Annotated in this window: 28 protein-coding genes; 23 read left to right on the top strand and 5 right to left on the bottom strand. The window is 70.4% G+C overall.

Annotated features, from left to right (window positions below):
• Positions 1–175 precede the first annotated feature (175 nt).
• The gene (locus AB0L37_RS24910) at positions 176–682 is read left to right on the top strand and encodes an Lrp/AsnC family transcriptional regulator (RefSeq protein ID WP_365509460.1); all 507 of its coding nucleotides are present in this window, start codon (positions 176–178) and stop codon (positions 680–682) included.
• On the opposite strand, the gene AB0L37_RS24905 is transcribed toward AB0L37_RS24910, so the two are convergent.
• The gene (locus tag AB0L37_RS24905; protein ID WP_365509457.1) at positions 663–1,601 is read right to left on the bottom strand and encodes a serine hydrolase; all 939 of its coding nucleotides are present in this window, start codon (positions 1,599–1,601) and stop codon (positions 663–665) included. The genes AB0L37_RS24910 and AB0L37_RS24905 overlap by 20 nt on opposite strands.
• 171 nt (positions 1,602–1,772) lie before the next feature.
• Between AB0L37_RS24905 and AB0L37_RS24900 the strand changes: the two genes are divergently transcribed.
• Positions 1,773–2,618 (top strand): nitrilase-related carbon-nitrogen hydrolase, encoded by an 846-nt coding sequence (locus AB0L37_RS24900; protein WP_365509454.1) that lies wholly within the window; start codon positions 1,773–1,775, stop codon positions 2,616–2,618.
• A gap of 119 nt (positions 2,619–2,737) precedes the next feature.
• Positions 2,738–4,486 (top strand): bifunctional 3'-5' exonuclease/DNA polymerase, encoded by a 1,749-nt coding sequence (locus AB0L37_RS24895; protein WP_365509451.1) that lies wholly within the window; start codon positions 2,738–2,740, stop codon positions 4,484–4,486.
• Positions 4,487–4,505: 19 nt separating this feature from the next.
• Here AB0L37_RS24895 and AB0L37_RS24890 read toward each other — a convergent pair whose 3' ends face one another.
• From AB0L37_RS24890 to AB0L37_RS24875, 4 genes are all read right to left on the bottom strand, one after another.
• Positions 4,506–5,822, bottom strand: coding sequence for a hypothetical protein (locus AB0L37_RS24890; RefSeq protein WP_365509448.1), 1,317 nt, complete (start codon positions 5,820–5,822; stop codon positions 4,506–4,508).
• Positions 5,823–5,891: 69 nt separating this feature from the next.
• Positions 5,892–6,404 carry a SigE family RNA polymerase sigma factor gene (locus AB0L37_RS24885; RefSeq protein WP_365509445.1) on the bottom strand — a complete coding sequence of 171 codons (513 nt, stop codon included), beginning with the start codon at positions 6,402–6,404 and terminating at the stop codon, positions 5,892–5,894.
• A gap of 63 nt (positions 6,405–6,467) precedes the next feature.
• Positions 6,468–6,674 (bottom strand): hypothetical protein, encoded by a 207-nt coding sequence (locus AB0L37_RS24880; RefSeq protein ID WP_365509442.1) that lies wholly within the window; start codon positions 6,672–6,674, stop codon positions 6,468–6,470.
• A 374-nt stretch (positions 6,675–7,048) separates the two neighbouring features.
• Positions 7,049–7,522 (bottom strand): carboxymuconolactone decarboxylase family protein, encoded by a 474-nt coding sequence (locus AB0L37_RS24875; protein ID WP_365509439.1) that lies wholly within the window; start codon positions 7,520–7,522, stop codon positions 7,049–7,051.
• Between the two features lie 140 nt (positions 7,523–7,662).
• Between AB0L37_RS24875 and AB0L37_RS24870 the strand changes: the two genes are divergently transcribed.
• The 20 genes from AB0L37_RS24870 to AB0L37_RS24775 all read left to right on the top strand — a co-directional run bounded on the left by AB0L37_RS24870 (position 7,663) and on the right by AB0L37_RS24775 (position 19,442).
• Positions 7,663–8,169, top strand: a complete 507-nt coding sequence (locus tag AB0L37_RS24870) for a hypothetical protein (protein ID WP_365509436.1) — start codon at positions 7,663–7,665, stop codon at positions 8,167–8,169.
• 59 nt (positions 8,170–8,228) lie between these two features.
• Positions 8,229–8,720 carry an amino acid transporter gene (locus AB0L37_RS24865; RefSeq protein WP_365509712.1) on the top strand — a complete coding sequence of 164 codons (492 nt, stop codon included), beginning with the start codon at positions 8,229–8,231 and terminating at the stop codon, positions 8,718–8,720.
• Positions 8,721–9,123: 403 nt separating this feature from the next.
• On the top strand, positions 9,124–9,588 hold the full coding sequence (locus AB0L37_RS24860) for a hypothetical protein (protein WP_365509433.1): 465 nt from the start codon (positions 9,124–9,126) through the stop codon (positions 9,586–9,588).
• A gap of 7 nt (positions 9,589–9,595) precedes the next feature.
• Positions 9,596–9,826, top strand: a complete 231-nt coding sequence (locus tag AB0L37_RS24855; protein ID WP_365509430.1) for a hypothetical protein — start codon at positions 9,596–9,598, stop codon at positions 9,824–9,826.
• A gap of 827 nt (positions 9,827–10,653) precedes the next feature.
• Positions 10,654–11,301: a hypothetical protein gene (locus AB0L37_RS24850; protein WP_365509427.1), complete on the top strand. Its 648-nt coding sequence runs from the start codon at positions 10,654–10,656 to the stop codon at positions 11,299–11,301.
• A gap of 112 nt (positions 11,302–11,413) precedes the next feature.
• Entirely contained in the window at positions 11,414–12,130 is a 717-nt protein-coding gene (locus tag AB0L37_RS24845; RefSeq protein WP_365509424.1) for a hypothetical protein, read from the top strand.
• On the top strand, positions 12,127–12,834 hold the full coding sequence (locus tag AB0L37_RS24840) for a hypothetical protein (RefSeq protein WP_365509421.1): 708 nt from the start codon (positions 12,127–12,129) through the stop codon (positions 12,832–12,834). The genes AB0L37_RS24845 and AB0L37_RS24840 overlap by 4 nt, the downstream gene beginning before the upstream one ends.
• Entirely contained in the window at positions 12,831–13,136 is a 306-nt protein-coding gene (locus AB0L37_RS24835; RefSeq protein WP_365509418.1) for a hypothetical protein, read from the top strand. Before AB0L37_RS24840 ends, AB0L37_RS24835 begins: the two co-directional genes overlap by 4 nt.
• A complete protein-coding gene (locus tag AB0L37_RS24830) occupies positions 13,133–13,324 on the top strand; it encodes a hypothetical protein (RefSeq protein ID WP_365509416.1) in 192 nt (63 codons plus the stop codon). The genes AB0L37_RS24835 and AB0L37_RS24830 overlap by 4 nt, the downstream gene beginning before the upstream one ends.
• 1 nt (position 13,325) lies before the next feature.
• Positions 13,326–13,700 (top strand): hypothetical protein, encoded by a 375-nt coding sequence (locus tag AB0L37_RS24825; RefSeq protein ID WP_365509413.1) that lies wholly within the window; start codon positions 13,326–13,328, stop codon positions 13,698–13,700.
• Between the two features lie 8 nt (positions 13,701–13,708).
• Positions 13,709–13,972 (top strand): hypothetical protein, encoded by a 264-nt coding sequence (locus AB0L37_RS24820; RefSeq protein ID WP_365509410.1) that lies wholly within the window; start codon positions 13,709–13,711, stop codon positions 13,970–13,972.
• On the top strand, positions 13,972–14,235 hold the full coding sequence (locus AB0L37_RS24815) for a hypothetical protein (RefSeq protein ID WP_365509407.1): 264 nt from the start codon (positions 13,972–13,974) through the stop codon (positions 14,233–14,235). The genes AB0L37_RS24820 and AB0L37_RS24815 overlap by 1 nt, the downstream gene beginning before the upstream one ends.
• On the top strand, positions 14,232–15,344 hold the full coding sequence (locus AB0L37_RS24810; protein WP_365509404.1) for a conjugal transfer protein: 1,113 nt from the start codon (positions 14,232–14,234) through the stop codon (positions 15,342–15,344). Before AB0L37_RS24815 ends, AB0L37_RS24810 begins: the two co-directional genes overlap by 4 nt.
• On the top strand, positions 15,341–15,517 hold the full coding sequence (locus tag AB0L37_RS24805; RefSeq protein ID WP_365509401.1) for a hypothetical protein: 177 nt from the start codon (positions 15,341–15,343) through the stop codon (positions 15,515–15,517). The genes AB0L37_RS24810 and AB0L37_RS24805 overlap by 4 nt, the downstream gene beginning before the upstream one ends.
• Positions 15,514–15,831: a hypothetical protein gene (locus AB0L37_RS24800; RefSeq protein ID WP_365509398.1), complete on the top strand. Its 318-nt coding sequence runs from the start codon at positions 15,514–15,516 to the stop codon at positions 15,829–15,831. The genes AB0L37_RS24805 and AB0L37_RS24800 overlap by 4 nt, the downstream gene beginning before the upstream one ends.
• Positions 15,832–15,864: 33 nt before the next feature.
• The gene (locus tag AB0L37_RS24795) at positions 15,865–16,050 is read left to right on the top strand and encodes a hypothetical protein (RefSeq protein WP_365509395.1); all 186 of its coding nucleotides are present in this window, start codon (positions 15,865–15,867) and stop codon (positions 16,048–16,050) included.
• Between the two features lie 125 nt (positions 16,051–16,175).
• Positions 16,176–18,263, top strand: coding sequence for a cell division protein FtsK (locus tag AB0L37_RS24790; RefSeq protein ID WP_365509392.1), 2,088 nt, complete (start codon positions 16,176–16,178; stop codon positions 18,261–18,263).
• Positions 18,264–18,409: 146 nt separating this feature from the next.
• On the top strand, positions 18,410–18,664 hold the full coding sequence (locus AB0L37_RS24785) for a hypothetical protein (RefSeq protein WP_365509389.1): 255 nt from the start codon (positions 18,410–18,412) through the stop codon (positions 18,662–18,664).
• On the top strand, positions 18,661–19,260 hold the full coding sequence (locus AB0L37_RS24780; protein ID WP_365509387.1) for a DUF5753 domain-containing protein: 600 nt from the start codon (positions 18,661–18,663) through the stop codon (positions 19,258–19,260). The genes AB0L37_RS24785 and AB0L37_RS24780 overlap by 4 nt, the downstream gene beginning before the upstream one ends.
• Positions 19,257–19,442, top strand: a complete 186-nt coding sequence (locus AB0L37_RS24775) for a DUF397 domain-containing protein (protein WP_365509384.1) — start codon at positions 19,257–19,259, stop codon at positions 19,440–19,442. Before AB0L37_RS24780 ends, AB0L37_RS24775 begins: the two co-directional genes overlap by 4 nt.
• The last annotated feature ends 41 nt before the right edge of the window (positions 19,443–19,483 follow it).

Here is a 19,483-nt window from a genome sequence, read left to right as displayed (position 1 = left end):
ATCCGCCGTCGGCGCGAGCAGTACGGGCAGCAGCAGGTACGCGGCCGCAGAACACCGCGCCCGTCACCGCGCCGCCCACGACGGCGCCCCGGTGCAGCGCCGTCCCGCGCGGCAGCAGTCTGGTCGCCGCCCCCAGACCGGCCACGGTGACCGCGACCAGGCAGGCGGACGTGGCGTGCAGCAGGGCGGCAAGGGGGACCGCGCCGGCAGCGCTGGCGAGAGTGACGGCGGCCGAGACGGTGGCGAGCGCGGCGAGACCGACCCGCCGCGACCCTCCGACGGCGCGGGGCAGCAGGCCCTGTCGGCCGAGGCTCGCACCGAGCCGGGAGGCGCGCTGCGCAACCGGGGCGTCATCACCGGCTACCGCGCGACCGTCGACCTCGCGGCCCTCGACCGCCGCGTGCAGGCGCTGATCTTCCCGCAGATCCGCCCGCTGAGCCGCGAGGTCATCGAGAGCATCAAGAGTTACGTGGCCGGGCTCCCGGAAGTGCTCACGGTGTACGTCGTCGCGGGCGGCGACGACCTCGTGGCACACGTCGCCGCGCAGGACGTGGACCAGCTCCACGCCCTCCTCACGAACCGGTTCAGCCCGCGCCGCGAGGTCGTCACGTTCCGCAGCTCGATCATCTACCAGCACGAGAGCACGCCGGTGGTGGCACCGCTCAGCCGAGGGCCCCGGTGATCAACTCGGCTGCGCGGGCGACCAGTCGACTGTCCGGCCGGGCGTTCTTGTCGGGCTTGGTGGTGAGGACGGAGAGGACGACGGGGTCCGCATGACGGGAAGTGTCCGCGGCGGGCTTCCACGCGATCCCGACGTCGTTCGCCGTGCCGTACGAGCCCGTGCCGGTCTTGTCGCCGAGCACCCAGCCGTCGGGCAGCCCGGCACGGAAACGCTCCCCGCTCGTGGTGTTGCCGAGCAGCCAACCCGTCAGGCGGGCACGGTCGTCGGGCGCGAGGAGGCGGCCGGTTCCGCGGCCGCCTCCGCCGCCGTATCCGCCGCCATGTCCGCCGCCGAGGACGATTGTGGCGTACGTGGTGCCGATGGCGCGCGGGGTGGTGGTGTCGGTGACGCGACCCGGCTCGGCGGAGTTCAGCTCCGGTTCCCAGCGGTCGAGCCGAGTCACGCGGTCGCCGGCCGAACGGGCGAAGCGGGTCACCGCGGTGGGGCCGCCGAGCGCGCGCAGGAGCAGGTTCGCCGCGGTGTTGTCGCTGAAGGAGACAGCGGCGGCGCAGAGCTCGGCGACCGTCATGCCGTGCGCCAGGTTCTCCGGCCTGCCGGTGACGGGCGCGCCGCCCGCACGGTCGATGTCGGCCTGCGAGTAGCGCACGCGCCGGGCGAGGAACTCACCGCGCCGGTCGAGATCACGCAGCGCCGCGGCGACCGCGAGCGTCTTGAAGGTGGAACACATCGGGAACCGCTCGTCGGCCCGGTACCGGACGACCGCCCCGGTCCGCACGTCGTACGCGAACACGCCCAGCCGGGCGCCGTGGTGCCGCTCCAGGGCGGCGAGGCGGCGGGTGAGGTCGCCGTCACGGGCGGCCCGCGCGGTCCCCGAACCGACGGCCAGACCGCCGGCGAGGACGGCGGTTCCGGTGAGCAAGCCACGACGGTGGATCGGCAAGACAGGCCTCCAGCCGGGCGCCCCTGACGGACACCGAGAACAGACGGTACGAGCCACCCACGATGCACCAACGACACCCTGTCCCCGGGGAACACGGCCACCCCGAAGGTCAAGATGCCGCCGCAGGCCAACCCTGCGAGGCTCGGGCACATGAGAGTGGCTCTGGCACAGACCGACTGCGCGCTGGGTGACGTCGACGCGAACCTCGCCACAGCCCGCGAACACATCACCCAGGCCGCGGCCCAGAACGCCGACCTCGTCGTCTTCCCCGAGCTCAGCCTCCACGGCTACCACCTCGGCGCCCTGAACGCGGACACGTCGATCACCGCGGACGACCCCCGCCTGCTCACCCTGACCGCGCCGGACACCGGCCCCGACGTCCTGGTCGGCTTCCACGAACACACCAGCCTGCGCGCCCACAACACCTCGGCCTACTACGCGGGCGGCGCCCTCCTCCACTCCCACCGCAAGCTCTACCTGCCGAACTACCTGGCCTGGGAAGAACGCAAGCACGTCAGCCCCGGCCAGCACCTGCGCGCCTACGACCTGCCCGGCGGCCACGGCCGCGCCGCGACACTCGTCTGCAACGACGCCTGGCAGCCCGTCCTGCCCTGGCTCGCCGTGCAGGACGGGGCCGAGGTCGTCATCGTCCCCGCGAACAGCGCCGCCACCCTCGACCCCGAAGCCATGGACACCGGCCTGTACTGGGACACGCTGCTCGCCTACACGGCGAAGATGCTCCAGTGCTGGGTCGTCTTCGTGAACCGCGTCGGCAACGAGAACGGCGCCTCCTTCTGGGGCGGCTCCCGCGTCGTCGACCCCCGCGGCACCGTCGTCGCCCAGGCACCGAAATGGGAGCCGGGCCTCGTCACCGTCGACATCGACGTCCACGAGGCGCGACGACAACGCAGAGCGGTGCCCCTGGTCGCGGAGGCCCGACTCGGGCTGATCGACCGGGAGGTACGGCGGCTGATCGAGGAGGGCGGGGACAGCTGAGGGAGGGCTTTTCTCTGCTGAGGGGGGGCTCCCCTCCCCCCCCCTGCCCCCCCGCCCCTCCCTTCCCCGCCCCTCCCGCTTCAGCCGCGATGTCAGTGCCGAATGTGACACTCGGCCACGTGAACGAACGCTGGGCCCTGGCCCCCACCGAGCACGGCGGCGCCGACCTCGTGCCGCTGGGCCCGGACGGCCTGCCCGCCGGTCCCGTCGTCCGCGAGCCCGACCTCGCCGAGTCCGTCCGCTCCCGGCCCGACGTCACCCGCTGGGTCTGGCGCGAGACCCACGCCGTCTACCCCCGGCTGCTCGCCGCCGGCCTCACCGTCCCGCGCTGCTACGACATCGAGGCCGCCGAGAACCTCCTCATCGCCCACGCGGGTCGGCACGGTGAACCCCGGTCCGCCGCCGCGGCGCTGGCCCGCCTGCGCGGCGGACCCGTCCCGCAGGACCCGCCGCCCCGCGTCGCCGCCCCCGGCTCCCAGTCCTCCCTCTTCGAACCGCGCCCACCCGTCGACGTACCCCTGACCGACCTCGTCGAGGTCTACGCCGACCAGCAGCGCCGCCACGACGCGACCGGCCTGCCCGACCGGATGCGGCTGCTCACCGCCTCCGAGTCGGCGGGCATGCTCGTGGCCGCCGAGATGCACGCCGCGGGCCTGCCCTGGCGGGCCGACGTCCACCGCGCCCTGCTCCAGGAACTCCTCGGCGACCGGTACGCGGGCGGCGGCGAACCCCGCCGCCTCGCCGAACTGGCCGACGAGATCTCCACCGCCTTCGGCCGCCGTGTCCGGCCCGATCTCCCATCGGACGTCGTGAAGGCCTTCGCCCAGGCCGGCGTCAAGATCACGTCGACCCGGCGCTGGGAGATCGAGTCCGTCGACCACCCGGCCGTCGCGCCCCTGATCGCGTACAAGAAGCTGTACCGGATCTACACGGCGCACGGCTGGTCCTGGCTCCAGGACTGGGTCAGGGACGGCCGCTTCCGCCCCGAGTACCTCCCGGGCGGCAGCGTCTCGGGACGCTGGACGACGAACGGCGGGGGCGCGCTGCAGATCCCCAAGGTCATCCGCCGCGCCGTGGTCGCCGACCCCGGCTGGCGCCTCGTCGTGGCCGACGCGGACCAGATGGAGCCGAGAGTCCTCGCCGCGATCTCCCGCGACCCCGCGTTCATGGAGGTCGCGGGACAGGCCGCCGACCTGTACCAGGCGATCTCCGACCGCGCCTTCTCCGGGGACCGCGACCAGGCCAAGATCGCCGTCCTCGGCGCCATATACGGGCAGACCTCCGGCGACGGCCTGAAGAACCTGGCCCTGCTGCGCCGCCGCTTCCCGCAGGCCGTCGCCTACGTCGACGAGGCGGCCCGCGCCGGCGAAGAAGGCCGGCTGGTGCGCACCTGGCTCGGCCGCACCTGCCCGCCCGCCGTCGGCACCGCCGACCAGGACTTCGGCGAGGCCGGCCTCCCTCAGGCCGACCCCGATCAGCAGTCCGTGGACGGCACAGGCGGCACGGGCGGCTCCGGCGGGGCAGGTGGCACGGGCGGCTCCGGCGGCGACTCCCCGTACGGCTACGCGTCCTCAAGCTCCCGCGCCCGCGGCCGCTTCACCCGGAACTTCGTCGTGCAGGGCAGCGCCGCCGACTGGGCCCTGCTGATGCTCGGCGCGCTGCGCCGCTCCCTCACCGACCTCGCGGCCGAGCTGGTCTTCTTCCAGCACGACGAGGTGATCGTGCACTGCCCGCAGGAGGAGGCGCAGCAGGTCGCCGAGGCGATCCGCGAGGCCGCGGATCTCGCGGGGCGCCTGACGTTCGGCGAGACACCGACGCGGTTCCCGTTCACCGTGGCGGTCGTGGAGTGCTACGCCGACGCCAAATGAACGGGCCCCGCCCGGTCCGCTATCCGCGCCAGGCGTCCGACAGGGCTATCTTCTTCAACTCGGCCATCGTCAGAGCGGGTTCGGCCCGTGTCGCGTCCTTGACCTGCGAGCCCGAGTTGAACGCCGATATGACGACCCTGAACCCGTCCTTGCGCAGGGTGTCGACGGTCCACTGCACCATGCCGGCGCCCCCCTTGTCGTCCCCGTTCCCCTTGCGCTCGCGCACCTTTGTGCCGTCCGGCAGGGTCTGGGTGTCGTCCCCGTAGAGCTGGCCGCCCCCATCGCTCATGTGGGGCTGCACATTGATCTGGACGAGGCTCTCGCCCTTGCCGTCGTCGACGACGACATACACGTACTCGGACTCCTGCCCGCCCTCGCGGACCACCTTCGCCCGCTGCGGCAGCTGCGACTTCAGCGTCTTGAGCAGCACGTCCTTCTCGGTGCCCTGGGCGATCGGCGGCGCGGCCGCCTCGGCGGGCGCCTCACCGAGGGCGTCCATCACGGGCTGCCACTTCGCCGAGCCGACCACGGCCTTCAACTGAGCGATGCTCAGCGGCGGTTGGGGCCGGGTGGTGGCGGAGTCCTTCTCCGTCGGCGCGTTCCACTCACTGACGCTGACCGTGTAGCCCTTCGGCGTCAAAAGGAAGGCGCTCCACAGCTTGGTCTTCACCCGCAGGTCCGGGTACTCGTATCCGCGGTACAGCAGGACCCGCGAACCGTCGGCCAGCGTCTCGGTCGTGCACGAGTCGAAGTTCGTCATCGCCTTGTCGGGGCAGGTCAGTTGCTCCTCGACCGTGGCCCCGTGCGGGTCGACGGCGCCGACGCTCGCCGAGATCGCCCCGGCCCCCTTCCCGTCGTCGAACACGAGCGTGGCCAGCGGTCCGGGCTGGTCGGACGTCCCGCGCCCGTCCTGCCCGCTGACCTTGCCGTCCGGCAGCAGGCCTTCGAGGATCTTGATGACGTCCGCCTTGGAGACGGCCGGGCCGTCCCCGTGCGCGGCCTTCTTCTTGTCGACCGGCTTCTCGCCCGGCTTCTCGCCCGGCTTCTCGCTCGCGGCGGGCGTCGGCTTTCCGGCGACGCCGCTCTGCCGGTCGGCGGAGCCGTCGCCTCCGATGGACCCGGTGGCGTACGACGTGCCGAATCCGACGAGGGCCAGCGCGGCCACGCTGCCGGTCACCGCGCCCACCCTCCTGCGCAGCAGCCGACGGCGGCCGCGCAGCACTCCTCCGTCAACCAGCGCCCGCCCTTCGGCGGTGAACCCCTCCCCGGTGCGCCGCAGCGCCTCTTCGAGTCCGTCCTCGAACCCGTCCCGGCTGTCACCGTCCGCAGCGGACATCCCGACCACCTTTCTCCACAGCTGTATGCACGGTCAGTTGTTTGTACGGTCAGTAGGTACCGGCGCCGGTCAGCGCCCGGCGAACTCCCCGATCGTGCCGCCCAGTTGCTCGCGCAGCCGGGCCAGCGCCCGGGTGCTGCGCGTGCGCACCGCGGCCGAGCTGAGGTGCAGCACGTCCGCGGTCTCCTCGACGGACCGGTCCTCCCAGTAGCGCAGCACCACAACGGCCCGGTCCGTGGGCGCCAGTTGGCGCAGCGCGTCGAGCAGGGTCAGCCGCAGGGACGCGTCACCGGCCCCCGCCGCCGCCGTCTCGGGAAGCTCGTCAGAGGGGCGTTCGCCCGCGGAACGGCGACGCTGGTGCGCCAGGAAGGAACGTATGAGCACGGTCTGTGCGTACGCCGCAGGGTTGTTGAGCCGCGCCGTCCGGCGCCCCCACACGATGTACATCCGGCCCAGGGTCTCCTGGACCAGATCCTCGGCCAGATGCGTGTCCCCACTGGTCAGCAGACACGCGGAGCGGAACAACTGCCCGCTCCTGGCTTCGGCGAACTCACGAAACGCCCCCTCAAGCGACCGCCTCATCCGCGGCACCCTCCCCCTCGTCTCACCTACACCTGTTAGATGCGGTGGCCCCCGGGAAATGTTTCACGCGTCGCAGCCGGGGACGGCGTGCGCCGGGTCGAGGGCGTTGAGCGCGAACCGCAGCGCCGCGAACCGCAGCACCGCGGGGTGGCGCTCGATGGTGCCGTGGAGGGCGAAGTCGAAGTCGAAGACGCAGGCGTCCTGGACCAGAGGGTTGCGCACCACTTGCGGCGAACTGCCCGGCAGGAATTGCGACTTGTACGGCCTCACGACGAGGTCGTTCTTCGTCGCGGCGACGCGTACGTGACCCGGGCAGCGTCATCCGGTCGCCGACCACGCCGTCGAGGCGTGTCAGGACCGGCCGTGGCGGCCAGCTCACGGGCCCGCCCGACGGCTCCCGGCTCAGGACAGACCGGAGCCGCGAACCCGCACACCAACAGACCGGACAGCCGAGCAACCCGGCGACCAGCGCCGAACGCACCCGGGACGTACGACGGCGCGGGCCGCGAGGAGACGAGGCGGAGTCGAGGAGGAGTCGAGGGGGAGCCGAGAGAGACATACCTCACGCCCTCCCACCCAGCGTCCGCACCCCGCGCCCGCGCCCCGCGCCACACGCGCACATCGGGCACCGCCCGCCGAGCGGCCTACCAGGTCTGCCCGGCCGGCTGCCGCGTCGTCGCGTTGAGCCGGTTGAAGAGGTTCGTCACACCGACCATCAGCGTGATCGCGGCGAGCTGCTTGTCGTCGTAGTGCCGCGCCGCCTCGTTCCACACGGCGTCCGGCACCGGGTCGCTCCGGTCGGCGAGCCGGGTCGCGTGCTCGGCCAGATCCAGCGCCGCCCGCTCGGCCGCACTGAAGAACGGCGCCTCGCGCCACGCGGCGACCGACGCCAACTGCTCCTCGCTCACCCCCGCCTTGCGCGCGCTGACCGTGCCCCCGAACACGCACACACTGCACCCGTTGATCTGGCTGGCCCGCAGATGCACCAACTCCAGCGTGCTCCCGTCGACCCCACCCTTGTGGACGGCCTTGAGCAACCCGAGGATGTGCGGCATGGCCTCGGGGATGAGCGCTGCGGGGCTGTCGATACGGGCCTCGATCGTGGTTTCCGTCGTCATGGTTCCGCTCCTTGTCGCTGCTGCTGCCGTCGTTTCACTGCACTGACGGAGCGCGGCGCGAAAGTGTGACAGCCGCCCGGGGGAATTCACCGCGCCGCAAGTCGTCGATGATCGTCGGGCGTTCGAGAGGGTGCTGAAGCGTGTTCATCCTGCTGATGTACGGCGCGTTCCTCGCCGTCCCGCTCTGGGGCGTCGCGGTGCTGGTGAAACTGGTCTCGGTCGCTCTTCCCGGACGCCGTGCCGCCTGGGGCCGGGACCTGTTGCGCTGGTGCGCGGTCATGGCCGCGGCCGCGGCTGTGCTCGTTTACGTGATCGGGCTCGGCCTGGTCCAGTGGGCCGCCACGGAGGCGGCGTCCGGCGCGAACTCGGCGCCCGCTGAACCGTGCCGCCACTTGGGCTCCGAAACACTCGGCCACCTCGCCGGACACGAACCGTCGTACCTTCCTCTGGGCTTCGACTGCGTGCTGGACGACGGGACATTGGTCGCGGGCAGCGGCGGCTACCTCGGGTTCAACGCCGTGGCCGCCGCCTTCGCTCTGACAGCCGTACTGCTGTTGATCGGGATGGGGTTCTGGGACGAACGCCGGGCGCGGGCCCGGATGAAAGCGACTCAGGAGGCGGAGTTCCGCTGCGCGGATTCCGTATGACCGCGGTCGCGGTAATTCGTTCGCCGCCCGAGGCGATCCCTCCTAGCCTGCGGCACGTGATGACCGCTGAAGAAGTGCTGTCCGTCCTGGCCCGGTTGCGACAGGCAGGGACAGACGTCTGGATCGGCGGAGGCTGGGGAATCGACGCTCTGATCGGCGAACAGACCCGAGACCATCGCGACGTGGACCTCATGCACCGGCAGGATCAGGAGCCCCTCGTGATGAGCGTTCTCTCCGAGGCGGGTTTCGAGGAGAGCCTCGACCACAGGCCCATCCGATGCGTCGTCACCGCTTCGGACGGCCGGGAGATCGACCTTCATCCGCTCGTCTTCAGCGACGACGGCTCTGCGGTGCAGGCGTCACCGGAACCGGAGCGCCCCTTCGTCTACCCCGCGTCCTGCTTCACGACCGGCACCGTCGCAGGAACGAGCGTCCCCTGCCTGTCCGCCGAGCAACAGGTCTACTTCCACCAGGGGTACGAGCCCACAGACCGCGACCGGCACGACATGGCACAACTCCGCCGGGTCTTCGGGATCACCACCCACTTCTGAGAAGCGACCACCGCCGTATCCACCAAAAGCAAAAGCCCCAGGTCACGGCGAGTGAGTCCTGGGGCTTCCACAGAGCCGCCTTCGGGATTCGAACTCGAGACCTACGCATGACGAGGGCCTGCAAGATCGTGACGGGTGGTGATCCGGGATCATGTGCAGTCCGGTTTTGCCTGCTCAGACACTTGGCGAGCCCTCAGGCACGACATCCGATTCCACCACGTGATCACCCGTCCGCTCACGCAGCGCTCACGCATGGGACTGTCCCCGCGGCCCGTCAGCACACCCGGTCAGCACATCAATCTGCTGATCACTCATCGTGGTGGTCCGCTCATCAACGCAACACCTTAGGCCCGCTCCTGGCGTTCCCGATCTCGGCACATACACCGCCGAAAAGGAGCCGCTCATGACCAAGCTCTTCACAGCCCGAACCGTCGCAACTCTTGCTGCGACGGCGGCACTCGCCCTCTTACCTGCGTCGGAAGCCCATGCCACCGCCATCGGCTCCACCCCCGTCGCCACCTTCGACTATCAAGTCGGAGGCGTCACCATGAAGATCCCGACAGGCTGCGCGTTCACCCACATCATCCGCGGCGACGGCAAGCGCATCACCTACCAGAACGCCGGCGTCGACTGCGGTTTCGTCGGTGCCCTGAACAGCGGCTTCTGCAACTGGCGCATCGACTTCACGTACTCGGACACCAACAGCAGGACGTACCGCACCTCCAGGGGCAGGACCCACACGGAGTGCAAGATCGACCCGATGCGCAACAACGCCCCGCAGAAGCTCCCCCATTACGGCAAGGCGTGCGCTCACCTCTATGTCAACGGTGTCCGGCGAGTCAGCCAGTGCCACCACATCACCAAGTGAGCCGCACATGACCCCCGAGACCTCGTCCCAGGACCCCGCCCAGGAAGCGAAGCACCGCCGCGCCGGCATCATCGCCTTCGCCATCGGCGCCGCCGCCTCGCTCACCTTCTTCGCCTTCTTCCCCGGCCTCCCCCACGTCATCGACTGGGGTGCCATCCTCGTCTCCCTCGTCGTCGGCGCCCTCACCCGCTGGGCCTGGCAAGCTCGGACCCGAAGGAAGCGCTCCAGCGTGGGGTAGTTCGTCGCAGCCGCTCCCACTACAAACGCTGCTACGGGCGCGGGCGCCTGTCGAACCAATGCGCATCAAGCCAGACCCGATGTTCAGTTCGCAGCTGCACCGCCACCGCCTGGCCGTGCAGCTGCGCATCACATTGAGGGTCCCGGAAGCCGCGTCCACCGCAATGTCCAAGATCGAAGAGCCTGCGGGATGTCAAGGCCGACATGCATTCCCATCCGCGCCTCCCCACAGGGGCCGGACAGCCGCAGTCATGTCCTGAACAGGCCCTACCTGCCCGGCTGCACCCGGGAGGGAAGTAGTGCTCGTGCGGCGGCCATCGCCCCGGTGCGACCAGCCGAAGGCGAGGCGAACGCTCAAGGCCAAGGCCAGGGAAAAAGCCAAGCGTCAGAGGCCCAAGAAGCAGGTCCCGGGCGCCCCGCTCACGCAATCAGAGCCACGACACCTCGGCCGCCCGACCCGCCATGCCCCAAGCAACAGAAAACCCCAGGTCACGGGAATGTGACCTGGGGTTTCTCTGAGCCGCCTTCGGGATTCGAACCCGAGACCTACGCATTACGAGGTCTTTTAGGGCTCCTCTGCGACCTGCCACAAGACGCAATCATGGCCCTGACCTGCGGAAATACCATCCTTCCGCTTCTCGGCCTATCCCTGCGTGTCTGGGGTTCACCCGTACTGAATGTGTACGGCGACTTCACTCGACCCTGTTGCACGTAAGAACCAACCGCTGCTAACGTGTACCACGCAAGCCGGAAAACAGAACGGCCCCCGACGGTGCTGGAACACCGACGAGGGCCTTACGGAACAACCTGCTGACACAGGAGTCCGCTGTGAGCCATGCTCTCACCTCTCGCAAGCGTCACGTCAACGCCGCCCAGTCCATCGACGTCGGCGTCCTCTACTCCACGATCTCGGCCGGCATGATCCTGGCCCGCCGGTACCTCACCGGCCGCGGGATCGACCAGGACTTCGCCGACCGCTACGGCTCCGCCTTCGGCCGCACTACCGCCAAGGCGTACCGGACCGCGCACGGCGCCGAGCCGCGCAAGGCGTGGTCGCTCGTCTCCGGGAAGTGGCGCCGCGTCAACGGCTACCTGCCCGCCGACGTCGACGTCCTCGACGAGGCCTTCGACACCTACCCCCGCACCCGCGACTACGTCGTCGCCCAGTTCGTCGCCGGCCGCACGCAGGTCGAGGAATGCCGGATCCCGGACTGCAGCGGTGAGGACCACCTCGACAACACGTGCGTGGCCCGACTCCCCGAGGTCGCGTTCGACGCCGACGCGGACGTGGTCCTGGCGGCGGAGTTCCTGTCGGAGAACGGCGGCGCCCCGCACATCGTGCCGTTCGTCTTCAACATGACCAGCTTGGAGACGCGCCGCGACCTGCGCGACCAGGCCACCGCCCGAAGCTTCGTCGACCAGCTGCGCGCCCTCGCCGACGCCATCGACAAGGCGGCCGTACACCTGCCCGCCTGACGGGCCCACGACCTTTCACCCCTGGCCCCCACAGACGTGGGCGGCCCCGGCAGGAGCTCTCACCTTCCTGCCGGGGCCTGTGGCCAACCCCCTCACCAACAGGGAGAAGACCATGAGCACCACCGTACAGACGGCTGCCGAGACCGTCGCCGCGATCGTCCCGGACCGCACCATCACGTACCCGCTGCGCAACGGCTCGTTCCTGGCGCACCGGTGCCCCGACTTCTGCACCGCCGACCACGAGAGCGACCTCGACGGCATGCTGATGCCGGCGGACCTGTACCACGAGGGCGACGCGATCTCCCTGGACTTCGACACGATCGAGGGGTCCCGTCAGCCGGTGCTCGTCGCCCGGATCCGCCAGTACCCGTTCGCCCACGACGGCAGCGAGGTCCCGCACATGGAGCTCGTCCCCGAGGGCGACTCGGGCGAGTCCACCGGCTGCCTCTCCCCCGTGGACTTCCAGGCCGAGATCGGCCGGGTCCAGCGGCACCTGGCGAAGCTGCTCCACCTGAACGAGCAGCTGGCGCAGGCACGCGCCGAAGCGCATGCGGAGTGGATGGCGGCGCCCGGACCCAACGGCCGGTCTCGTGCGCCCTGGCTGTCGATCGACGACGACGACGTGAAGACGATGCCGGTCGACTACCTGGTCCGCGTGTTCGGCGTGACCGTGGTCGAGGTCGACGACGACTCCCGTCGGGCCGATCACCTGGCCATCGTGTCGGGCCCGTTCGGCGACATGACGGTCAGCTTCCTGCGGAGCGTTCCGCAGGTCGTGCGCGAGGAGCTGCTGCGCGAGGAACTGCTGAAGCTGCGCGGTGCCCTGTGAGCGGCGACCTGACCCCGTACCAGCCCACGCTGGTCACCGGGGCGGATGAGCCGGGGGTGCGGGCCGTCGTGCACTGTGCCCTGGCTCTGTCCCGGGAGCAGCTGATGGCGGCCCTGTCGGTCGGCTACTCCGAGCGCAACGACGGCCGGCCGCTGGCCGAGCTGTCCGAGGTTGAGATTCAGGGCGAGGTCGAGGGCTACCTCGGCGCGCAGGCCTACCTCGACCTCGACCAGCAGACCCGCACGGACATCGCAGGCGCGTACCGGCCGCAGATGCAGGGCCTGACCGCGGAGTTGGGGCAGGCCGTAGACCGGGCCTTCCCCGCCCCTCGCTCCCGCCCCGTGGAGCAGGTGCAGCGGCCCCGGTACGGGGACGGCATGGTCACCCTGCAGACGCTGGACGTCGGCGAGGTCACCATTCCGGAGCCGGGCTGGTGCCGAGGCCACGGCGCCCAACTCGTCGGGTACCAGCGCGATATCGCCCACGCCTCGGAGCGCACCAGGTCCGGGCTGCTTGAGGTCTTCATCAGCTGGGCGCCGTTCATTGAACCGGCCCTGGTCGTGTCCCTTGTGTTGGATCCGGACGACACCGACGGCGACTACCAGCCCGAGGAGATCGCCACGGTCGTCGCGGACCTGCGCACGGCCGCCGATCAGCTCGAGCGGGTGGCTGCCGACGCGATCCGGCTGCGGGGTGCGTCATGACCGACATCGACTTCGCGACTCGCTTCTCCGGGCTCGACAGCGACGCCCTGTTCGCCCTGGAGTACCCGCGAGGCCAGGACGGGCCGTCGGACTGCGACGCACCGCAGGAGTACGTGGAGCAGCTGCTCGTCGTCCTCGCCGACTGGCGGGCCCGGCTGCTGGCCGGCTCCCGTACCGACGTCGACGACTACCAGCGGTGCCTGACCGCGGTCCGCGAGGCGTGGCTGCAGTACAGCTTCCGCTGGGTCGGAGGCCCGAACCTCCCCGACACCTTCGAGCTGCCGCAGCAGGTGACGCCATGAGCGCCTCGACGATCTGCCGGCCGACGGAGCGGGCGGCCATGTCCGGGCTCGGCAAGTACGGACGCCCGTTGCCGCCACTGGCTCACCTGCTGACCGGCCGCCTGATCGCCCGTCTCGTGGGTGACCGGCACGGACTTCAGCTCTTCGATCACGCGATAGCCCGCCTCGGCGGAGAAGGGGGCGAGTGACGTGACGATCTCGCTCGAGCGACCCGTAGACCTGCCGCGCACGCGGCAGCTGCCCGCCTATCCCGCGACCCGGGTGACGAACGCGCAGGAGGTCGGCGAGACCCGCCGCGCGGTCCTGGCCCTGCATGTTGCTGTCGACCGGGACATGCTCGCCGCCGCCCTGGATCTGGCCTGCTACTCGTACCCAGACCCCGACTCGTGGTCCCTCGTATTCATCCGCGACAGCGTCGAGAGGCAACTCGCCCTCGATGGCGCCTTCCATCTGTGGCACGACTCCCGCGGCTTCGCCGACCTGCTCGATGACCCGTCCGTCCATGAGCGGATCGAGGCCGAGTACCGGGCCATCGACCGCGCCTACCCCTCTCTTGAGAGCTGAGGTCCGCCATGTTCGAGACCCGCCGCCAGGCCAGGGCGGAGCGCCTGCGTCACGCCCGGCTGCTCCTCGCCGCCGAGAAGGCCATCAGCAGCCACGTGCTGCGCCACCAGGGCATGCACCCCGCCCCCGCCGTCGTCGTCGCCCTGGCGTTCGCGCTGTACGCGATCCGCCTGGACGAGGACGAGGCCCGTGACTACCTGAACGCCGCCCTCGCGGAGCGCGGCTACCCCCTGCTCGACGAGGCCAGGACGGACGAGGGGGAGGACGACTGATGGGGCTGCGTGACCGCGTCCGTGAGGCCCTGTACGGGGCGATGACCAACGACGACGGCTCCCCGGCCTCGGCCCGCCGTGCCACTCAGGTCGCCTCGGTGACCGCCCAGATCGCATCCGAGCACGGGCACAGCGGCACCGCCGCCGCCGTGGCTGCGGCCGGCGCCGCCGCCGTCGCGGCCGAGGGGGCGCTGACCAACTACGTCTACCCGCCCGGCGACTACGCCACGTTCAACGAAGATCAGAAGCGAGACCAGCGATGAACCGCACGCTCAACGCCTGGCAGATCGCCGTCCTGTCGGTCGCGACCGTTCTCATGGTCGCGGTCGGCGGGTTCGGCGGCTGGGGCACCTACTCCAACGTTCAAGCCCAGTTCCACCGCGGGGCGACCGCGGCCGGCGTCGTCGCCGCGGGCGAGGGCCTGGCCCTCGTCTTGGCCTTGGTGCTGCTGTGCTTGACCATGCTCGGCCAGTCCTCCCCCGCAGTCGTCCGCGTCGGGCTGTGGCTCGCCCCGGTCGGCGCGTGCGCCACGGGCGTGATGATCGCCCGAACGACGGGTGAGGCCGTCGTGTACGCACTCACGCCGATGGCCATGTCCGGCGCGGCCGAGGGCCTCGGCCTGATCGCCCGCCGGGTGAACATCTATCGGACCGGCATCGACGCTGAGGCGCAGGCCCGCAACGCCTCCCTGGTGCAGCAGATCGCCTATCAGCGGGCCGCCGCCGAGAACCACCCCGACGAGGATGTGCGGGAGTCGGCGCTGCGCAAGAGCTGGACCCTCGCCAAGAAGGCAGGTCGCGGTGACGCGCAGTTGGGCGCCGACCTTGTCGGCGTGCAGCGGGGGCGTCTCACGCAGGGCGCCGACCGTGCGCTCGCCGGCATGTATGGCGGACAGACCTCCCCGAAGGAGGTCAGTCGGGATCGGTCGGCTCAGGCGGTGCTGCGTGCCAAGTTCGCCGAGATGGACCCGGTCGATGCGGTGCGGATCGTCCGCGATGCGCTGCCTGATGCGACCCCGGCGCAACTGGCCGCAGACCTGACCGGCTACGGCCTGCCGATCGACGCCGTGCAGGTCGCGCTCGTCCTCGGCGAGCGGCCTGCCGAGTACCGGATCGACCGACCTGATGCGGGTGTTGCGCCCAAGGTCAGCGAGTTGGACGCCCTGAATCTGCAGGGAGCGATCGAGGAAGCCGCAACAGCCATCGGTGACGACGCTTCACCCCGGCTGATCGCCGAACACCTGGAGCAGAACCGGCGGCTGCTCGTGCCGGAGAACCACATCCGTACTGCCCTGTCCCGGGCCGCGAAGAAGGCCGAGCCGGAGCAGCCCGCGACCGACTGCAACACCGACATGGAGGGCGGCTACGCATGATCCGGATCCTGTTCGGTCTCGTCCTGGCGCTGCTGATGGCCGTCCCGCAGCTGCTCGACATCACCATGGCCGCGGTCGCCTGGACGCTCGGCACCCCGTCCGTCCTCGCGTTCGCCGCCGGCGTCCTCGCCTGGCCCCGACTGGCGCGCACGGTGAGGAAGTTGGCGCAGTGACTGAGCACGTCTACCGGCAGCAGATCGGCTACGACCTCGCCGGTAACCCCATGTACGCCCCGCCGACCCTGCAGCAGGCTCCGGTCGTGCAGTTGGCAGCGCCGTTGGAGGACATCAAGGCTCACCCGTGGGGCGCGTATGCGGCGGCCGGCTGCTTCGGCCTGCTGGCCCTGACGGTCGTGGTCGTCCTGGTCCTCTTCGTCGCATTCGGCCTGACGATCCTGGCGACCGGCCTGGCCCTGGCGATGGTCTGCCTGACGATCTGCACTCTCGTCCTGCGCTCCATGTGGCGCGACTACCAGCGCGGCAAGTAACCCCAACCCATTTGACCTGCAGAGGAGTTCGACATGAGTGTCCGTAGCCGCGCTACCCGTGAGCGCAAGGCCCGCATCGCCCGCATCGCCCGGCACCTCAGCCGGGAAGCCGGATCCGTCCGCTGCCTCGACGTCGTCGAGATCGCCGTGGGCTGCGGGATGAAGACGTCCCCGGCCGAGGTGAAGACCGTCCTCGCCCGTCTGCGCCTGCACCGCTGACGGCCCTTCGGTCCTCCGTCAGGAGGCTGATGCCCACCTAGCTACACCCCGGGGCGGCGTCCAACGACCAAGCCGACCGCCGCCCCGGGCCCACCTAACCCCAGAAAGAGGCAGGTAGACCCAGCATGACCGACACCATCGCCCCCGCACAGCCCGATCCCGCCAACGCGCCGCCCGCAGAAGCGGAAGCAGGCGCCGAGCAACCGGCCCCCCGACCGGTCGACAGCCCGGACCTGGCCAAGCCGGGCGTCACCGAGGAGAAGCGGCGGCCGATCCTCCCCGACTGGCGGAAGGACAAGGCCGACTTCAAGGCGACCGCCAAGCACACGGCCGGCCGCGTCGGCTACGCGTCGCTGTACCACGGGCTCCGACTGCCTTGGTACAGCGTGCAGTTGGCAATGATGTCGCCGCGCGGCACCTGCCGGTTCATCGCCTCCACGAACCGGTGGCTGTGGGACCGCGAGGCCGCTCCGTTGCGCGACTACTCGGTGCGCACCGAGGACGTCGCCGACTATCTGCACCTGGCCCGACTGCGCGGTAACCGGGTGCGCCTGCGCGGCCTGGTGACGGTCGTCGCCGCCGCGTTCGGGCTTGGCTTCGCCCTGTTCTTGTACGTCGTCGCCCCCGCCTATCTGTGGGTGTTCGCGGCCGGCGGGGTCCTGACGCTGGGCTACTTCGGCCAGCAGCCCGACGCTCCGGTCATCGGCCCCGCGGTGATGCGCACCGAGCTGCAGAAGTTGACCGGCACGATCGTGCTGCGCGCCCTCGACGCCATCGGCAACCCGAAGATCGCAGCCGCCATCAAGAAGGGCGGCGACATGGACGGGATGCGCTTCACCAGCGAAATCACCCGTGACGGGCCCGGCTACCGTGCCGACCTCGACCTGCCCTACGGCGTCACCCCGGATGACGTCATGGAGAAGCGGGAGGCGCTCGCATCCGGGCTGCGCCGCAAGGTCGGCTGCGTGTGGCCGTCCGGCGACGAGAACGAGCACGAGGGGCGCTTGGTCCTGTGGGTCGGCGACAAGCCGATGAACGAGACGACGAAGCCCGCCTGGCCGCTGCTGAAGGACGGGCAGGTCGATCTGTTCAAGCCGATCATCTTCGGCAACGACCAGCGCATGCGGTGGGTCGAGGTCACCCTCATGTTCGCCGCCATCATCATCGGCGCCATCCCGCGCATGGGTAAGACTTTCCTGCTCAGGCTGTTCCTGCTGATCGCCGCCCTCGACCCCCGCGCCCAGCTGTTGCCGTTCGACCTCAAGGGAACGGGCGACCTCGGCGCCCTCGAGCCGGTCGCCCACCGGTACCGGGCGGGCGAGGAAGACGAGGACATCGAGTACATCCTGCATGCCTTGCGGGAGATCAAGGCGGAGCTGCGGCGTCGCGCGAAGGTCATCAAGTCGCTGCCGCGCTCCCGCTGCCCCGAGTCGAAGGTCACGCCTGCGCTGGCCAACGACAAGAGCCTCGGGCTGCACCCGATCGTCATCGGCATCGACGAGTGCCAGGTGCTGTTCGAGCACGACAAGTACGGGGCCGAGCTGGAGTCCATCTGCACGGACGTCACGAAGCGCGGGCCGGCGCTCGGCATCGTCGGCATGTACGCCACCCAGCGGCCCGACGCGAAGTCGCTGCCGACCGGCATCAGCGCGAATGCTGTCCTGCGGTTCTGCTTGAAGGTCATGAACCACACGGCGAACGACCTCGTCCTCGGTACCGGCTCCTACAAGGCCGGGATCAGGGCCACCATGTTCAGCCGTAAGGATCTCGGCATCTGCTACATGGCCGGCGAGGGCGACGACCCGCGCATCGTGTCCTCCGCGTTCATCGACGCACCCAAGGCCGAGCAGATCGTGACCCGGGCGCGCAGGATGCGCGAGGAGTACGGGAACATCACCGGCCACGCCCTCGGCGAGGGGCCCGCGCAGACAGTCGGCCTCGACATCCTCGGTGACGTCCTCAAGTCCGTTGGCGTCGACGAGAAGGCCGCGTGGTGCGAGCGCATCGCCACCCGCCTCGCCGAGCTGCGGCCCGACGTCTACGGCGAATGGAAAGGCGAGAACGTCACGGCCGCCCTCAAGCCGTGGGGCATCAAGACGGGCCAGGTGTGGAGCCAGACCGACGAGGGCGAGAAAGCCAACCGGCGCGGCATTCAGCGTGCCGACGTCGCCGCCGCCATCACTCGCCGTGACGCCGACAGGGTCGCCGCGTAGCCCAGCACGGCCGCTAGACCTAGCAGCCCACCTTGCTAGGTCTAGCACCCCCGCTAGCACCACATCCCGCCCCTGAGCAGGCACCTAGCGTCTAGCAGGGGCGGGCCCAGGAAACGGGAAACACCCACTTCAGCAGGAGGACACCCATGTTCTGGCTCGCTATAGCCCTCGGCCTGATCGGCTGGGCTGGCGGTTACACCGTGTTGTGCTGGGCGCGGCCGTTCGCCCCGTGCCGCAAGTGCGAGGGCATCGGCAAGGTGCAGCGCCGCGGCAACCTCCGCATGTGCCCGCGTTGCCACGACGCGAAGCTGCGGCTGCGCGTCGGCCGTCGCGCCCACAATGCCTGGCGCCGTACTCACCAGGCCGGTACCCGGCCGACTCCGAAGGGCGCGATCCGTTGACCGCCCTCTTCGAGTCGCCCGCCCAGTCGCTCGGTGACCACATCGACAGACTCGCCACGATCGAGGCGACCGCCGAGACTGTGCGCGCCTGGCAGCCGATGCTGATCCCGGGCCTGCTGCAGACCTACGCCTACGCCGTCGCTGCCATCCAGGCACACGCGCCGGCCCTGCCGCTCGAGACCGTGGCGATCCGCGCTCGGCGCCGCGGGGAACGCCTGGCAGGGATCGCCCACCCGCAGCTGAGGGACGCCGAGTTCATCGTCGACGAGGCAGCGCTGCGCCGTCCCGTCGCGGGCCGTCAGGCGCTCACCGACCAGTTGGGTCACTTGCTGGCCGTGGACGCCCTGCAGCCCCGTGTGAGGCTGCGGATCCTGCCGTCGACGACTGATGTGCACCCGGGCCTGGCGGGGGCTTTCACCCTGTACCGCGCCGAGGACCGGCATGCAGTGTTCACGGAGACTCTCACCGGTTCCCACATCGCCACCCGGCCGGAAGACGTGGCGGCCTACGCTTCAGCGTGGGAGCGCCTCGAGCGGCTGGCACTGTCGCCAGCTGCATCACGGGCCCTGATCGACAGCTACCGGGAGAGCAGATGACCAAGCCGGTCCCGCCGTTGCGGTGGACGACGTCGAGCTACACCGACAGCGGTGCCTGCGTCGAGTGGGCGCGTCCGGCAGGCGGCGTCCTCGTCCGCGACACCAAGGACCGTCAGCGCGCCCAGGTGGCCATCACGCCGGGCGCATGGACCCCGTTCGTGAACTGGGCGCGCACCACCTGAACGGCACCGGCTGGGCCCCGTCACTCCCTAGGGAGAGCGGG

Origin of the sequence: Streptomyces sp. NPDC052225 (assembly GCF_040679615.1) — a bacterium.
In the GTDB taxonomy this organism is placed as follows: Bacteria; Actinomycetota; Actinomycetes; order Streptomycetales; family Streptomycetaceae; genus Streptomyces.
Note: the sequence above shows the minus strand (reverse complement) of the source record. Positions and strands in the feature narration are given on the sequence as shown.

Bases quoted from the DNA above. Each gene is read 5' to 3' on its own strand.
- AB0L37_RS24900 (WP_365509454.1), top strand. From the start codon at position 1,773: ATGAGAGTGGCTCTGGCACAGACCGACTGCGCGCTGGGTGACGTCGAC.
- AB0L37_RS24890 (WP_365509448.1), bottom strand. From the start codon at position 5,822: ATGTCCGCTGCGGACGGTGACAGCCGGGACGGGTTCGAGGACGGACTC.
- AB0L37_RS24885 (WP_365509445.1), bottom strand. From the start codon at position 6,404: ATGAGGCGGTCGCTTGAGGGGGCGTTTCGTGAGTTCGCCGAAGCCAGG.
- AB0L37_RS24875 (WP_365509439.1), bottom strand. From the start codon at position 7,522: ATGACGACGGAAACCACGATCGAGGCCCGTATCGACAGCCCCGCAGCG.
- AB0L37_RS24865 (WP_365509712.1), top strand. From the start codon at position 8,229: ATGACCGCTGAAGAAGTGCTGTCCGTCCTGGCCCGGTTGCGACAGGCA.
- AB0L37_RS24860 (WP_365509433.1), top strand. From the start codon at position 9,124: ATGACCAAGCTCTTCACAGCCCGAACCGTCGCAACTCTTGCTGCGACG.
- AB0L37_RS24855 (WP_365509430.1), top strand. From the start codon at position 9,596: ATGACCCCCGAGACCTCGTCCCAGGACCCCGCCCAGGAAGCGAAGCAC.
- AB0L37_RS24845 (WP_365509424.1), top strand. From the start codon at position 11,414: ATGAGCACCACCGTACAGACGGCTGCCGAGACCGTCGCCGCGATCGTC.
- AB0L37_RS24835 (WP_365509418.1), top strand. From the start codon at position 12,831: ATGACCGACATCGACTTCGCGACTCGCTTCTCCGGGCTCGACAGCGAC.
- AB0L37_RS24830 (WP_365509416.1), top strand. From the start codon at position 13,133: ATGAGCGCCTCGACGATCTGCCGGCCGACGGAGCGGGCGGCCATGTCC.
- AB0L37_RS24820 (WP_365509410.1), top strand. From the start codon at position 13,709: ATGTTCGAGACCCGCCGCCAGGCCAGGGCGGAGCGCCTGCGTCACGCC.
- AB0L37_RS24815 (WP_365509407.1), top strand. From the start codon at position 13,972: ATGGGGCTGCGTGACCGCGTCCGTGAGGCCCTGTACGGGGCGATGACC.
- AB0L37_RS24810 (WP_365509404.1), top strand. From the start codon at position 14,232: ATGAACCGCACGCTCAACGCCTGGCAGATCGCCGTCCTGTCGGTCGCG.
- AB0L37_RS24805 (WP_365509401.1), top strand. From the start codon at position 15,341: ATGATCCGGATCCTGTTCGGTCTCGTCCTGGCGCTGCTGATGGCCGTC.
- AB0L37_RS24795 (WP_365509395.1), top strand. From the start codon at position 15,865: ATGAGTGTCCGTAGCCGCGCTACCCGTGAGCGCAAGGCCCGCATCGCC.
- AB0L37_RS24790 (WP_365509392.1), top strand. From the start codon at position 16,176: ATGACCGACACCATCGCCCCCGCACAGCCCGATCCCGCCAACGCGCCG.
- AB0L37_RS24785 (WP_365509389.1), top strand. From the start codon at position 18,410: ATGTTCTGGCTCGCTATAGCCCTCGGCCTGATCGGCTGGGCTGGCGGT.
- AB0L37_RS24775 (WP_365509384.1), top strand. From the start codon at position 19,257: ATGACCAAGCCGGTCCCGCCGTTGCGGTGGACGACGTCGAGCTACACC.